The organism is Mesorhizobium sp. M0207, from assembly GCF_040321995.1.
GTDB lineage: Bacteria > Pseudomonadota > Alphaproteobacteria > Rhizobiales > Rhizobiaceae > Mesorhizobium.
On sequence record NZ_JAMYSQ010000010.1, the window covers coordinates 25,320 to 39,204 of the forward strand.

The window sequence follows — 13,885 nt, forward strand, 5'->3', positions numbered from 1 at the left end:
CTTGATTGCCTCGCCGCGACGCCTGAGCGGCGACCACGCCGCAGCTCGGGCGTCGCACCAGCGCACCTGGGCAGGCGCGGGGTCGAAATGAGGCCGCAGGGCCGAATCAATCAGGATCGCGCGCTTCATTGGCGCTCTTCACCATGGTTTCATGACGGGCCGATGAAGGCCGGGTGTCGCTGCCGTCAAGCGGGGACCTTGATCACCGCCCGAAGGCCGCCGAGCGGGCTGCGTTCGAGGACAATGTCGCCGCCATGGCTGCGGGCAATGTCGCGTGCGATGGAGAGGCCAAGGCCGGTGCCGCTGGCGTCGAGGTTGCGGGCCTCGTCCAGCCGCACGAACGGCTTGAATACATCCTCTCGCTTTTCGGGCGGAATTCCCGGGCCGTCATCGTCGATGGTGACGAGCAGCGAACCGCGCCCATGATTGGCATTGATCTCCACCGTCTTGGCATAGCGGAATGCATTGCCGACGACGTTGGACAGCAGCCGCGCAAAGGCATTGGGGCGCACGTGCACATGCGGATCGCCGACAAGCACGGTCGACAGCTTGCGCTTGCGCAGCGCGGCTTCCTCGCGAAGCTTGTCGAAGAAGGCTTCGAGATCGAACTGACCGGCATCTTCCGAAGCTTCGCCGCGTGCAAAGGCAAGGTAGCCTTCCAGCATCGACTGCATGTCGTCGATATCCTGGTCGAGTGCCTGGGTATCGGCCGCCTTGGTCCCGGCAAGCGCCAATTGCAGCTTGAAGCGGGTGAGGATGGTCCTCAGATCGTGGCTGACGCCGCTCAGCATGGCGGTACGCTGCTCGAGCTGGCGTTCGATGCGTTCGCGCATCTGTATGAAGGCAAAGCCGGCGCGGCGGACCTCCTCGGCTCCGCGCGGGCGAAAATCGCGCGGCATCGGCCGGCCCTTGCCGAAGCTCTCGGCCGCCTCGGCCAGCGTCAGAATCGGCCGGATCTGGTTGCGCAGGAAGGGAATGGCGATCATCAGCAGCACCAGCGAGGTGCCGACCATCCAGATCAGGAAAATATGGGTGTTCGATGCATAAGCCTGGCTGCGGCGCACGAAGACGCGCAGCACATTGTTCTCGAGCTGGACGCGGACCTCGACGATATTGGAATTGCCGACCGTATCGATCCAGAACGGACGGTTGATCTGGCGGGTGATCTCGGACGAGAGGATCTCGTCGAGGATCGAGAAGAACGGCTTTGGCCCGGGAGGCGGCAGCGGGTCGGGCGGTAGGAGGTCGACCTTCAGCTGCATGCGATCCTGGGCGATGCGGATGACGTTGGCGTAGTCGGCGTCGTGAGGATAGGTCTCTATCAGGTCGATGATGGCGGCGATGTCGCGCACCGTGGCCTGCGACAGGCGTTGCGTCACGGTCTGCCAGTGGCGCTCCATGAAGACAAAGGCGACGACCGACTGCAGCATGATCATTGGCGCGATGACGATGATCAGCGAGCGGGCATAGAGCCGCTTCGGCATGTAAAGCGACACCAGGCGCCAGAAACGGTTCCAGGCGCGCGGCACGGCCTTGAGCGCCCGCGTCGCGCGGGCGCTGAAGCCGCCATCTCCCGGCCGTTCGAGTTGCGTGGTCGCCATTCGTCCTTTCGCTCACCGGGACCCGGCAAAGGGCCGCTGTCGGCGGCATTCTATTCCACGCTGAGCCGATACCCAATACCGCGCACGGTCTGCAGCCAGACCGGATTGGACGGATCGCGTTCGATCTTGCGGCGCAGCCGGTTGATCTGGACGTCGATCGTGCGCTCGCCGACCTCGGATTCATCGCCGACAAGCTCATGCCGCGGTATCGTTTCGCCGGCACGCGCAGCGAAGATCGCCAGGATTTCCTGCTCGCGGTCGGTCAGCTTGAGCGCCTCGCCGCCGCGCTTCAGCTCACGCCTGGCGATCTGGAACGTATAGGGGCCAAAGACCAGCTGTTCGACCTTGGGCGTCGTCGCGGGGCCGCCGCGGCGCAGGATATTGTTGATGCGCAGGATCAGCTCGCGCGGGTCGAACGGTTTAGGCAGATAGTCGTCGGCACCGGCCTCGAGCCCGGTGATCCGGCTGTCGGTTTCGGACAGTGCGGTGAGCATCAGGATCGGCACGTTTTTCTCGGCCCGCAGCGCCTTGGTGAGATCGACGCCGCTTTCACCCGGCATCATGACGTCGAGCACGATCAGATCGAAGTCGAGGCCGGCGAGCTTGCGCCTCGCCTCGCCGGAATTTCCGGCGACGGTGACGCGAAAACCGTTTTCGGTCAGATACTGTTTCAGAAGATTGCGGATACGGGTGTCGTCGTCGACCACCAGCAGATGCGGCGCGTCGTCTTCCGGTGCTGTCGGATGATCAACCCTCTCAATGGTCTCCATGGTTTTTCCCTGACATCTTTGCGGGCACAATGTCGATCTGCGCCCTTAGTTCCGGATTTACCATCGCTTCAAGGAACCGTTCGATAACGGCGCGTTCGGTGGCTCCGGAATCTTCCAATGCAGCATGGATGCGGCGCGACTGTGGCCGCGCCAGTGCCAGCGCCAGAGCACGGCCCTTGGCCGTCGGATAAAGCTCGCGCTGGCGGCGGTCGCGGGGGCCCTGCAATTGCACGATATGGTCGGTGTCGATCAGTTGCTTGAGCACGCGCGCCAGGCTCTGCTTGGTGATCTTGAGCACATCGAGGAGCTCGGCGACCGTCAGGCCGGGCCGGCGATTGACAAAATGCAACACCCGATGATGGGCGCGGCCAAAACCGTAATCGGCCAGGATCTGGTCCGGATCGGAGGTAAAGTCGCGATAGGCGAAGAAGAACAACTCGATGATGGCGAAATCGATGCCGTCCTCGTCGGTGATCGCTGTCCTGATCGGCTCTGCGGCTGCGTGGCTCGTCATCTTTTCTCCGTGTGAAGCAGGAAATTATGTCAGCACTATTGACGTATTTTCCGCGCGATGGTAATTTTTGGCAAGCTTTTCGGCGGATTGCGAACGAAAAGGCAAGCGAAGCCGTTTTTTCCGGAACTTCCTGAGTTTGCCAGACCTTAAATATCCGCCTACGCTTTGAGACAATGGCCGCCCGCAGCGGCCGAGGCGAAACACGCAACGACACAATGATGTGCGGGCTGCCGCCCGCGGGAGGTTACCATGGCATCCGTTCCCTTCGACCAACTGGACGGCTTTATCTGGATGAACGGCGAATTCGTCAAATGGGCCGACGCCAAGATCCACGTCTTGACCCACGGGCTGCACTACGCCAGCGCGGTATTCGAGGGCGAGCGCGCTTATGGGGGCGAAATTTTCAAGCTGACCGACCACACCGAACGCCTGCATGAATCGGCGCGCCTGCTTGGCTTCAAGATACCCTACTCGGTCGCCGAGATCGACGACGCCTGCCGCACGCTGTTGAAGAAGCAAGGTTTCCAGGACGCCTATGTCCGGCCGATCGCGTGGCGCGGCAGCGAACAGATGGGCGTTTCCGCACAGAACAGTCGGATCAACTGCGCCATCGCCATCTGGCAGTGGCCAAGCTATTTCGACCCGGCGCAGAAGCTCAAGGGGATCCGCCTCGACATGGCCGAATGGCGCCGCCCCGACCCGCGCACCGCACCGTCGAAATCGAAGGCGGCCGGCCTCTACATGATCTGCACCATGTCCAAGCATGCCGCCGAGGCCAAGGGCTATGCCGACGCCATGATGCTCGACTGGCGTGGCCAGGTGGCGGAAGCGACAGGCGCCAACATCTTCTTCGTCAAGGACGGCAAGATCCATACGCCCAAGCCTGATTGCTTCCTCGACGGCATCACCCGCCGCACGGTTATCGGCCTTGCCAAGGACCGCGGTTTGGAGGTGATCGAGCGCGCCATCATGCCGGATGAGCTTGAAGGCTTCCAGCAGTGCTTCCTCACCGGGACGGCAGCCGAGGTGACGCCTGTTTCGGAGATCGGTCCATACCGATTCGAGGTCGGCGAAATCGCCAAGACGCTGATGAATGACTATTCTGCGGCCGTTCAGCCCAAGCACGCAATCGCTGCAGAATAACGAAAGTCACAGCTTTTTTAACTAGTAAGGGCGGTTTTCGGGCCGCCCGTTTTATTTAAGCGCTTCTGCATTTGACTTTCACACAATTCGGCGTCTCATGATGGGGTCGGCCCGGGAGGCTGGCAGCTATGGAGGGACTGGAAATATGGATATGAACACGCTTCTTCCGATCATTATTCAGGTGATTACGGGTATCATCGGTGGTCAGGCGGTTGGCGCGGCTATCAAGACTGCGGCGATGGGGCAGCTTACCAAAATCCTGGGCGGCGCTGTCGGCGGCGTCGGCGGTGCGGCCATCCTCAACAGTCTGCTGGGTGGCTCGGTCGATCCGGCAGCCGCCGCCACGGCGGCAGGGGCCGGCAGCGCGTTGAACATTTCAAATATCGTTGGCGGTGCCGGCGGCGGCGCCATCCTGACCGGCATCATCGGTGCGGTCATGAACGCGATGAAGAAATAAGCTTTGACGTTTCAGGTTTTCAAATGGGCGGCTTCGGCCGCCCATTTCGTTTGCCGTTTGTGGGAGCGGTGGACGCCGTTCGCGTGTGTCTCTACATCAGGGCCTGGTTCAAGGTTGGAACTCTCCTGACGCGTTCGAGAGGACGCGCAGCGCTCCGACAGCGTGAAAGGACGAATATGGGTCAGCTCAACGCCGGCATCGTGCCGGTCACGCCGTTCCAGCAGAACTGCACCATCCTCTTCGACATGGACGACAGGCAAGGCGTTGTCGTCGATCCGGGCGGCGACATCGACAAGGTGCTGGCGGCGCTCGAGGACAATGCGATCACTGCCGGCGCGATCTGGATTACGCACGGCCATATCGACCATGCCGGCGGGGCCATGGAACTGAAGGAGGCGCTCGGTATCGAGATCATCGGTCCGCATGCCGCCGACCGGCCGCTGCTCGCCAATCTCGAGAACCAGGCAAAGCGCTACGGCATCACCGATCCCGTGCGCAACTGTGTCCCCGACCGGTTCCTTGCCGAAGGCGAGACCGTTTCGTTCGGCTCGCACGTGTTCGAGGTGCTCCATTGTCCGGGCCATGCACCCGGCCACGTCGTCTACTATAGCCGGGCTGCGAAGTTCGCCCATGTCGGCGACGTGCTGTTCCGCGGTTCGGTCGGCCGCACCGATCTGCCGGGCGGCAACCACGCCGCGCTGATCGCCTCGATCAAGGAGAAGCTTTTGCCGTTGGGCGACGACATCGGCTTTATCTGCGGCCATGGTCCCGGCGGCCGTTTTGGTGAGGAGCGGCGGAGCAATCCTTTTCTGGTCTGAAACCGCTTGCCGGAAACAAAAAGCGCGGCCTGTGCGACCGCGCTTTTTTCCGACGGGAAACTGCCTCCGCTAATTGGCGGTACAGAAATGCTGTTCGCCGTCATAGCCGGTGAACGTGCCGGTACGGGCGTTGAAGCTCCGGTAGCGGTCCGAGCAGTATTCGTACCAGCCGCGGGTCCACGGCTCCGCATAGCTTTCGGCATAGGCCACGCGCGGCTGCACGTAATAACGGCGCACCGGGGCAGGCCTGTAGTATTCATCATCATAGGCCGGGTCGTAATAGCGGGGCTGCGGGCTGGCGAGCGCACCGCCGATCAGGGCACCGGCCGCAAGGCCGAGCACGCCGGCCGCAACGGCGTCGCCGTGGCCGTGGTGGCGGCGGTGATGGCGCCATTCGTCGGCATTGGCCGCGGGCAAGGTCGCAAGCGTGGTCGCAACGACCGCGGCGGACAGGATGGCAGTCTTGAAAATTCGGTTCATGTCAGTCTCCTTCGTGCCGGCCCGGGTCGTTTTCGGGGATGCGGTCCGGCTTTAACGAAGATTAATATGCGACCGTGGCTGAACGGGGGCTGAACGAAATTTGACCAGGCGGTTCATCTAACTGGGCGGTTCAAGCGTGCGGCAAACACCGCGGGCCAGACCGGCCCACGTCCATTCTGTCCGGGGGTGGTTCAGCCGATCGACAGGTTGACGGCTTTCGGACCCTTGCCGCGCTTGTCCGGCTCGGTGTCGAATGTCACTTTCTGCCCATCCTCAAGACCGGGAAGACCCGACGCCTGCACGGCCGAAATATGGACGAAGACATCCTTTGCCCCGTCGTCCGGCGTGATGAAGCCGAAGCCCTTGGCGTGATTGAAGAATTTGACGGTGCCGGTCTGCGGCATGGGAAGCTCCTTTGATCCCACAAGTCCAGTCTCGGGCCGGCAAATGCCCGGACGGAAATTTGTCCTTTATTTTAGTGCCATCGGCAAGAGAAAGTTTTGCGGGTGCCGGCAAGCATCCCGGAACACAAAAGGCGCGACGAAAACCGCCGCGCCTTTACAGAATTCAAGTTCACTCCAAAAGCCTTGCAGCATCCTCACACCCCGAAAGGACGCGCGGCACGCTGTGGTTTCAGGCAGCGCGGAGATTGACCGCTTTCGGACCCTTGCCCATACGGTCGGGCTCGACATCGAAGGTGACCTTCTGACCGTCGACGAGCGTGCGCAGCCCGGAAGCCTCGATCGCCGAGATGTGGACGAACACATCCTTGGCGCCGCCATCGGGCGTGATGAAGCCGAAGCCTTTGGTAGCGTTGAAGAATTTAACGGTGCCGGTCTGGGCCATTGGGGAAACTCCTTCACCCGTGTCAGTCTTGGTGGTTCCGCCCGCCGCCTGGCGCCGTGGGCAAGTCCCGGTGGTTGCTTCGGCAGTCATGCATTGGCGCATGGTAAAACCCCCCGCCGAAAACGGGGCTGTCAGAGATTCACAGTATCGGGGAAAGGTCGTCCAAAACGTTCCGCTCTCCGGGTCGCAAATGCCCGAACACAAAATTTATCGCACGGAAACGTGATGCTTGCAAGACACAGCCGCGGGCGGCCCCAACAGGCGCATCCCGACGCATCGCACCGATAGTCCCGGTTCTCTGCGCGGTCATCGGCCAGACTTCACCCAGGCATGGTCCAGCCAGCGGGGCAGGTGCTGTCTTGGCTTGCGCCGGCATACCGCCCTGGCTCGCCAGTTGCAAACAGGGGTTGCATCTGGCAGCGGAATGACGAGGATTGGCCTGACCCAGGCACCATTTGTGCAGGCAGGAGTTTCGAGGGAGAGAACATTCATGCGGTTTCTTGCGGCAATCTTTCCGCGGCAGGTTTTTTCCATCCTGTTCCTGTCGGCAATTCTCGCAGCCTGCACCGTCGTGGTGGATGATGAGGGGCCGGGGCCGCGCCCGCCACGGCCGGGGCCGCAATTCTGCACTAGGCAATATGACCCGGTCTGTGCCCGGCGCGGCGGCGACCGCCAGACCTTCGCCAATGCCTGCCTTGCCGAACGGGCCGGATACCGCATCATTCGCGAGGGCGAGTGCCGCGGCGGTGGTGGTGGCGGTGAGGAGCAGACATTCTGCACCCGCGAATACCGCCCAGTCTGTGCCCGTCGCCATGGCGAACTGCGCACATTCCCCAACGAATGCGAAGCCCGCGCGGCGGATTATCGCGTCGTCGATGACGGGCCCTGCTAGCGCACCGACCTACAGCCTGGCCGGATAAGCACCATCTGGGGGCCGGCGTAGAGCTCAGCGCCGTTCCCGTTGGAGATGCGGATCTGCGGCATTATCAGCATGTGAAGCAGCGTTGTGGCGCGTCGGCTCAGTTGGCCGGGTTGTCGACCGGTTCGAGATTGTCTTCCGTGGTGACCCGCTCATAGGTCTCCTGATCGCTGCGGATGCGATATTGCGGCGAGCCGTCCTTGACCGGCAGCCGGCTCTTGATCTGGAACAGCTCCGCGGTCTTTTGGGCAAGGCCGGTGCGGCTCTTCATGCGGACGGTCTGGCCGACGGTGAAGATATGCGCCGGCGTGTCCGTGCGCCGCGCATTCTGCTGGAAGCGGATCATGTGACATTCTCCTGGTCGTGCCGAAGCGCTGCGTCGAGCTCGGCATGGTCAATGGCGACAAGCTGGCTGGTCGCGCTTTTCACTGTCCTTGCCGGCAGATGGATGAAAGTGGCGACGCGGCGCCAGGCAGGCCAGGACATGCCGTCGATCAGTTCTTCGTCGTGGTCGATGTCATAGTCGCCGGCCGGCTGCATGCCATCCAGCCCGCCAAGCACGAAAGGTGCCGCGAAATGCGCTATGGAATGGGTGGTGCGAGCAGACATTCTTGTGCGCCTCGAAGTTCTCGCTTGTGCCTTGAAGTTCTCGTGCCTTGAAGTTTCTTTCCGGCCTGCCCCGGAAGCGGAGCCTGCATTGCGGTACCAGGTGTCGGCGATTTGGATAAGTTTGGCGGGCCGAGAATCCCTGACACCGCGGGGCCAAGCATGACCCAAACGGTTTCATACCTCTAGTCTGAAAATACGACTTATTCAAGAAGTTTTCGGCCTCTTACCCCTACCAACGTCAAATTACTTTTCTATAGTTATCCGCAGAACGATGATACGGTCCCGGTGCACCTCAAAAATTGTTTGAAGAACTTCCGAAAAAATTCCTCCGGCATTTGTATTTATCTAGCAATGGAAGGAAGAGAGTCATGAACTCCGCAAGAACACCGGATGTCCCGACAGTTGCAGTCAGTCCTGTCGCAAAGCCGATAAAGGTCTTGTCGCCGCGTCTCACGATAAGAAGCGACGAGGCGGCAAGGCGAAGGATTGCCGACACCGACGGCACGGCGCGGCGGGCGCGCCAGCTTGCCGAAAGCAACCGCCTGATTTGACGCGCAAGCCATGACGCTCAATTTTCCCAATCCCAGCCGCTCCTATGACCCGGCGGCCAAGCGCATTCGTTTCGTCGGCCATGACGGCATGCTCGAAGTCCCGTTCTTTGTCGAGGTCGCGGCACTTTCGGCGGCAAACCCGGCAGCAAGCGGAGCCGAGGCCGAATTTCTCAGCGCCTTCGACGCCAAGCGTTCGTCGATCCACGAGATTGCGCGCCAAGCCTACTCGCACGGCCGCAGGAACATGTATGTGCTGACGCCGGCCGACTTTCGGTAGCTCGGTGGGTTCCGAGGTTCGCTCCCTTGCGACCGCCTCTGCTCTTGCACGCGCCGCAGCGATGGCCTAGATCGCGGCAGGCGGACAACACGGCAGGTTTCCCATCAACAGAGATCCGAGACAACCGGCAGGCGCACGTTACGGCTCAGGCGGGCAGCCACCACTGGGGCTCGACCAGTACGTGCAGCAGGCGCTGCAGCTGCACCAGGCGGGGCGCCGGCAGGAAGCCGAGGCGCTTTACCGACAGGTGCTGGCGCAAAAGGCCAACCACCCGGCTGCTGCGCATTTCCTTGGGCTTCTGCTGCACCAGACCGGGCGCAGCGCCGAGGGGCTGGCGCTGATCGAACAATCGGTGCGTCTGCAACCGAACAACCCGGATTTCCTCAACAATCTCGGCACCGTGCTGCGCGACCTCGGCCGGGTCGCGGCCGCCGCCGATCTCTTCCGCAAGGTGGTGGCGATTCGGCCGGACCAGCTGGCGGCGCGTGACAATCTCGGCTCGTCGCTGAAGCAGCTCGGCCAATTCGAAGGCGCCGAGGATATTTATCGCGGCACGATCGGCCGTAACCCGTTCCATGTCCGCGCCCGCGTCGGGCTTGCCGAAACGCTGCAGGAAGCGGGCCGGCTGGATGAGGCACTGGCTGTTTTTCGCGAGGCGCTGACGATCCGGCCGAAGGATGCCGATCTTTTGCACGGCCTGGGTGTCGGGCTGATGGAAAAGGGCAATCTCGACGAGGCTGCGGATCTTTTCAGGCAGGCGCTGGCTGTGGACCCCGGCATGGCGAGGGCCTGGCTGATGCTTACCCAGGTCAAGCGCCAGAAGGAGCGCGATGCCGAGCTTGCCCGCATGGAGGCGGAGCACGCCAAGGCGCCGCAAGGCAGCCTGGCGCGCATGCAGCTTTCCTTCGGTCTCGGCAAGGCCAACGACGACCTCAGGGATTATGGCCGCGCCTTCGACTATTTCGCCGAAGGCAACGCGATCCGCCGACAGGGCATAGACTACGACGCCGGCAAGACGCGCGGCGAGTTCGAGGCGATGAAGGCGGTGTTCGACAAGGCCTTTTTTGAAAGGCACAGGCCAGGCGGGATAGCCGACGCCACGCCGATCTTCGTCGTCGGCATGCCGCGTTCCGGCACCACGCTGGTCGAGCAGATCATCGCCAGCCATCCGCAGGTCTATGGCGCCGGCGAGCTCAGCATTTTAAAGACGGCGGTCGGCAAGCAGTTTCCGCTCAGCATGAAGGGCGGCTTTCCCTGGGGCATCGCCGACATGCCCGACAAGGCCTATGCCGAGGCCGGCCAGGCCTATCTCGACATGCTGCACGCCCGCTATCCGGGTTTTCGGCACGTCACCGACAAGATGCCCGGCAATTTCCTCTTGGTCGGCTTCATCCATATGATGCTGCCGAAGGCCAAGATCATCCATTGCGCGCGCGATGCGGCGGCGACCTGCCTGTCGATCTATAAGGTGCACTTCCGCGGCGACAGCCATCGCTACGGCTACGATCTCGACGAGCTCGCCGATTTCCACAATCTGTACACCGACATCATGGCGCACTGGCACGCCGTGCTGCCTGATGTCGTGCACGACGTTCGCTACGAGGACTTCGTCGCCGACCAAGAAGGCCAGTCGCGGGCGCTGATCGCCCATCTCGGCCTGCCGTGGGACGACGCCGTGCTGTCGTTCCACCAGACCGACCGGCCGGTGCGAACGGCGTCGGCTGCGCAAGTGCGCCAGCCGATGTATCAGGGCTCGGTCGACCTGTGGAAGCGCTATGGCGACCGGCTGAAGCCGCTGCTCAATAAACTTGATCGAGGGGCGCCTACAGCTCGATGAAGGGCTGAAAACCGCCAAAGATCATGCGCTTGCCGTCGAACGGCATGGTCTCCCAGTCCTGCTTGAGACGAGGATCGGCCATCACCTTGGCCATCACCGCGTCGCGGCTCTGGCGCGATTCGTAGACCACCCATGAGAAGATGACGACCTCGTCGTCCTTGGCCTGCACGGCGCGCGGGAACGAGGTGAGCTCGCCATAAGGGACGTCGTCGCCGACGCATTCGACGTAGGCAAGAGCACCGTGCTCCTTCCAGACGGCGCCGCCGGTTTCCGCCAGCTTCTTGTAAGCATCGAGCTTTGCTTTCGGTACGGCAAGTACGAAACCGTCGACATAGGACATCTGATTTCCTCCATGCGATCGTTTTCCTCTCCCTCTGGAGCGGGAGAGGTGATTTCAGACACAGCCTGTGTGGAATGCTAAGCTGCTTTCACCGGTGCGTTCATTGCCCATTCGACGCCGAACGGATCACGCATATTGCCCCAGCGATCACCCCAGAACATCACTTGCAACGGCACGACTTCCTCGCAGCCCGCCTCGATGGCCCGCTGCCACCAGGCGTCGATGTCGTCGCTGCCGAGATGGAGCTGCATGGTGTAGCCCTGCGGCTTCACAGCGGCCATTCCATGCTCGGGATAGAAGTCGGAAAGCATCAGGGTCGAACCGTTGATGTGGAGATGGATATGCATGGTACGGCCCTGTTCGTCCGGCGGATAGGCAAAGACCTGCTCGGCACCGAAGGCCTTTCGGTAAAATTCGGCGGCTTTGAAAGCGCCATCCAACTGAAGGTAGGGCGTCAATCCGCCAAGCACTTTGGCGGCGGGCTGGGTCTGCGGCTGGTCATTCATGTCATGCTCCTCTTTGCGTCTGGTTTGCCTTTGCGAACCACAGGACGAACGGAACGGCGACGATCCTACACGGCCGATGTTTTTTGGATTCGAAATGGCGCCTGCCGCGACGGCCAACTGCCACCTTTCAACCTTCCATGCGAATCCGCGGGCTGTTTTGCGCGTCGACGACGATTTCCGGCCAGCCAATATCTTTGCGCAGTTCGATCGGCAATGAAAGGATGGCGCGTTCGCTGCGATAACGGGCGCGAGCCGCCGAGTAACGCGTCACGGCGTGACCTATGGATGACAGAATAGACATTGCTTTCTCCTCAATTGGCGCCGGCATCACCGTGTCGGCAACCCAAGGACGTGGCATGCGATCATCAACCGACAGAGCGCCGGAATTTTTTTCCGCAAGCCTTCAGCCGCCGGCTTCGGCAACCTCCCGGAAGAACTCCTCCGGGCTATCGATCTCGGTCAGCCGCCGTTTCTCGATCAGCCAGAAGCGGTTGCCAACCGCGCGGATGAAGGAGCGGTCGTGCGAGGCAAGCAGGCAGCTCGCCTGACGTTCCAGCAATTCCGCTTCCAGCGCTTCCTGGCCATCGATATCGAAATGATTGGTCGGCTCGTCGAGCAAATAGAAATTGGGATTGGCGAGCCTGAGCGCCAGCATCATCAGCCGCGCCTTCTGCCCGCCCGACAGCACGCCGATCCTGCGCTCCTGCATGTCGATGCTGACGCCGGCGCCCACCAGCAGCGAGCGGGCGCGCTGCTCGCCGACATCGAATCTGCGCGAGAGTATCGCCAGCGGCGTGTCGTCGCCGCCGATGCCCGACAATGCCTGGTCGCTATAGCCGAGCACCGTCGACGGCGTCACCTTCAGGCTTTGCGCCGCCGTTTCCGGCTCGACGATGGCGTTCCGGATCAGGCCGATCAGCCGTGACTTGCCGACGCCGTTACGGCCGAGCAGGACGATGCGGTCGCCTTGGCAGATGTGGCGCTTGCCGGTGCTGAACAGAACCGTGCCGTCAGGTGTTCCGACCACCAAATCGTCGAGCGTGATCAGCACCTTGGCATGGCTGCCGCGATTGGCGAGCTTGATCGCGCCCGCCGATCTTTCGCGGTGTGCCGGCGCTGCCGCTTCTTCCAGACGCTCTGCCCGCTGGTTGAGCTGCTTGGTCTTGACCGTCAAAAGGTCGCTGCCGGAATTGATGCCGATATTGTTGAGCTTGGTCGCTTGCCGGCGCAGCTGTTGCGCCACCTTCATGTCGCGCTGGAACTTGCGTTCGGTCGAGGTGTCGACCTCGTCCAGCGCAAGCCTCGCCCGCGAATAGGGCAGCGAAAACACCGGCGATTGTTCGGGGCGCAGGAACAGCGTGCGGTTGGTCGTAGCATCGAGAAAAGCGCGGTCGTGGCTGGCAATCACCACCGGCACCTCCCGCGGCAGCGCCTTCAGCCAGGTCTCGAGCTGGCTGATCTTGCCGAGGTCGAGATGGTTGGTCGGCTCGTCGAGAAGCAGGACGTCGGGGTCGGTGACCCAGACGCGGGCGATCAACGCCAGCCTTTGCCAGCCGCCGCTCAGCGCCTGCATTGGCCGCCCGCGCATCGGTTCTGGCACGTCAAGCGAGTCAAGAACCACATCGACGCGCCATTGTTCGCTTTCGACCTGTCCGGCCGGCAAGGCATCAGCGACCACCTGCTGGAAGCTGCGCCCGGCCAGCGCTGCCGGGACGACTTGCTCGACATAGCCGACGCGCAGGCCGCGCGTACGGGTGATGTCGCCTGATGTCGGCTCCAGCTCGCCGGTCAGGCACTTCAGCAAAGTGGATTTGCCGCGCCCATTGGCGGCGACGATGCCGAGCCGGTCGCCGGTGCCGATGGTGAGGTCGAGGTTGGAAAACAGCGGCGCATTCAGGGTGACGCCGAGGGATTTGAGGCTGATCAGGGCCATTTTGATTTCTCTGGTCTTGCCGGAGCCCGGCTCAATGCACTTTGACGGTGCACGTGCCAGCCATTAGGCTCGGCATTGCGCACCACGAAGGGCAGACCAAAAAATCGAAGCGGGGAAAAACCCGGACCGTCCCTGGTCAGCCCTGCAAGCTAGCTCGCAGGGCAAAGACAGGGCCGCGCTGACGGTGGTGAGAAAATAACACGCAGCCCTCCTTTCAAGACGTTCGAGTTGTAGAAACTGGCTACACCAAGGCTAGGGCCGATGGCAAGTGGCTAGGCTCCCCC

At 62.2% G+C, this 13,885-nt stretch carries 19 protein-coding genes; 7 read left to right on the plus strand and 12 right to left on the minus strand.

The window, feature by feature from the left end; all coding sequences use genetic code 11:
• Positions 1–185: 185 nt before the first annotated feature.
• From NKJ15_RS15385 to NKJ15_RS15395, 3 genes are read right to left on the minus strand one after another with little or no spacing between them, the layout of a single operon-like run.
• On the minus strand, positions 186–1,601 hold the full coding sequence (locus tag NKJ15_RS15385) for an ATP-binding protein (protein WP_352816057.1): 1,416 nt from the start codon (positions 1,599–1,601) through the stop codon (positions 186–188).
• Positions 1,602–1,651: 50 nt separating this feature from the next.
• On the minus strand, positions 1,652–2,371 hold the full coding sequence (locus NKJ15_RS15390; RefSeq protein ID WP_023678415.1) for a response regulator: 720 nt from the start codon (positions 2,369–2,371) through the stop codon (positions 1,652–1,654).
• Entirely contained in the window at positions 2,358–2,885 is a 528-nt protein-coding gene (locus NKJ15_RS15395) for a MarR family winged helix-turn-helix transcriptional regulator (protein ID WP_352456926.1), read from the minus strand. Before NKJ15_RS15395 ends, NKJ15_RS15390 begins: the two co-directional genes overlap by 14 nt.
• Before the next feature lie 249 nt (positions 2,886–3,134).
• On the opposite strand from NKJ15_RS15395, the gene NKJ15_RS15400 reads away from it, so the two are divergent.
• From NKJ15_RS15400 to NKJ15_RS15410, 3 genes are all read left to right on the plus strand, one after another.
• A complete protein-coding gene (locus tag NKJ15_RS15400) occupies positions 3,135–4,028 on the plus strand; it encodes a branched-chain amino acid aminotransferase (protein ID WP_352450493.1) in 894 nt (297 codons plus the stop codon).
• A 145-nt stretch (positions 4,029–4,173) separates the two neighbouring features.
• Positions 4,174–4,485, plus strand: coding sequence for a hypothetical protein (locus tag NKJ15_RS15405; protein WP_352450492.1), 312 nt, complete (start codon positions 4,174–4,176; stop codon positions 4,483–4,485).
• A gap of 176 nt (positions 4,486–4,661) precedes the next feature.
• Positions 4,662–5,303 (plus strand): MBL fold metallo-hydrolase, encoded by a 642-nt coding sequence (locus tag NKJ15_RS15410; protein WP_352450491.1) that lies wholly within the window; start codon positions 4,662–4,664, stop codon positions 5,301–5,303.
• A gap of 69 nt (positions 5,304–5,372) precedes the next feature.
• On the opposite strand, the gene NKJ15_RS15415 is transcribed toward NKJ15_RS15410, so the two are convergent.
• The 3 genes from NKJ15_RS15415 to NKJ15_RS15425 all read right to left on the minus strand — a co-directional run bounded on the left by NKJ15_RS15415 (position 5,373) and on the right by NKJ15_RS15425 (position 6,629).
• Positions 5,373–5,783 carry a BA14K family protein gene (locus NKJ15_RS15415; protein ID WP_023678410.1) on the minus strand — a complete coding sequence of 137 codons (411 nt, stop codon included), beginning with the start codon at positions 5,781–5,783 and terminating at the stop codon, positions 5,373–5,375.
• A gap of 191 nt (positions 5,784–5,974) precedes the next feature.
• On the minus strand, positions 5,975–6,187 hold the full coding sequence (locus tag NKJ15_RS15420; protein ID WP_006202521.1) for a cold-shock protein: 213 nt from the start codon (positions 6,185–6,187) through the stop codon (positions 5,975–5,977).
• Positions 6,188–6,416: 229 nt separating this feature from the next.
• Positions 6,417–6,629, minus strand: coding sequence for a cold-shock protein (locus NKJ15_RS15425; RefSeq protein ID WP_006202520.1), 213 nt, complete (start codon positions 6,627–6,629; stop codon positions 6,417–6,419).
• Positions 6,630–7,119: 490 nt separating this feature from the next.
• Here NKJ15_RS15425 and NKJ15_RS15430 point away from each other — a divergent pair, with 490 nt between their 5' ends.
• On the plus strand, positions 7,120–7,521 hold the full coding sequence (locus tag NKJ15_RS15430; RefSeq protein ID WP_023678409.1) for a Kazal-type serine protease inhibitor family protein: 402 nt from the start codon (positions 7,120–7,122) through the stop codon (positions 7,519–7,521).
• Between the two features lie 127 nt (positions 7,522–7,648).
• On the opposite strand, the gene NKJ15_RS15435 is transcribed toward NKJ15_RS15430, so the two are convergent.
• Positions 7,649–7,894, minus strand: a complete 246-nt coding sequence (locus NKJ15_RS15435; RefSeq protein WP_023678408.1) for a hypothetical protein — start codon at positions 7,892–7,894, stop codon at positions 7,649–7,651.
• Positions 7,891–8,157, minus strand: coding sequence for a hypothetical protein (locus NKJ15_RS15440; RefSeq protein WP_352469759.1), 267 nt, complete (start codon positions 8,155–8,157; stop codon positions 7,891–7,893). The genes NKJ15_RS15435 and NKJ15_RS15440 overlap by 4 nt, the downstream gene beginning before the upstream one ends.
• A gap of 368 nt (positions 8,158–8,525) precedes the next feature.
• Here NKJ15_RS15440 and NKJ15_RS15445 point away from each other — a divergent pair, with 368 nt between their 5' ends.
• The 3 genes from NKJ15_RS15445 to NKJ15_RS15455 all read left to right on the plus strand — a co-directional run bounded on the left by NKJ15_RS15445 (position 8,526) and on the right by NKJ15_RS15455 (position 10,822).
• The gene (locus tag NKJ15_RS15445) at positions 8,526–8,708 is read left to right on the plus strand and encodes a hypothetical protein (RefSeq protein ID WP_023678406.1); all 183 of its coding nucleotides are present in this window, start codon (positions 8,526–8,528) and stop codon (positions 8,706–8,708) included.
• Between the two features lie 10 nt (positions 8,709–8,718).
• Entirely contained in the window at positions 8,719–8,985 is a 267-nt protein-coding gene (locus NKJ15_RS15450; RefSeq protein ID WP_352683477.1) for a DUF1488 family protein, read from the plus strand.
• 181 nt (positions 8,986–9,166) lie between these two features.
• Positions 9,167–10,822 (plus strand): tetratricopeptide repeat-containing sulfotransferase family protein, encoded by a 1,656-nt coding sequence (locus tag NKJ15_RS15455; protein ID WP_352770945.1) that lies wholly within the window; start codon positions 9,167–9,169, stop codon positions 10,820–10,822.
• Here NKJ15_RS15455 and NKJ15_RS15460 read toward each other — a convergent pair.
• The 4 genes from NKJ15_RS15460 to NKJ15_RS15475 form a co-directional block, all read right to left on the minus strand.
• Positions 10,809–11,162, minus strand: a complete 354-nt coding sequence (locus tag NKJ15_RS15460; RefSeq protein WP_352683481.1) for a DUF1428 domain-containing protein — start codon at positions 11,160–11,162, stop codon at positions 10,809–10,811. The genes NKJ15_RS15455 and NKJ15_RS15460 overlap by 14 nt on opposite strands.
• Positions 11,163–11,239: 77 nt before the next feature.
• On the minus strand, positions 11,240–11,668 hold the full coding sequence (locus NKJ15_RS15465) for a VOC family protein (protein WP_352541022.1): 429 nt from the start codon (positions 11,666–11,668) through the stop codon (positions 11,240–11,242).
• Between the two features lie 127 nt (positions 11,669–11,795).
• The gene (locus tag NKJ15_RS15470) at positions 11,796–11,996 is read right to left on the minus strand and encodes a hypothetical protein (protein WP_352816210.1); all 201 of its coding nucleotides are present in this window, start codon (positions 11,994–11,996) and stop codon (positions 11,796–11,798) included.
• Between the two features lie 75 nt (positions 11,997–12,071).
• Positions 12,072–13,601, minus strand: coding sequence for an ABC-F family ATP-binding cassette domain-containing protein (locus NKJ15_RS15475; RefSeq protein ID WP_352816061.1), 1,530 nt, complete (start codon positions 13,599–13,601; stop codon positions 12,072–12,074).
• Positions 13,602–13,885 lie beyond the last annotated feature (284 nt).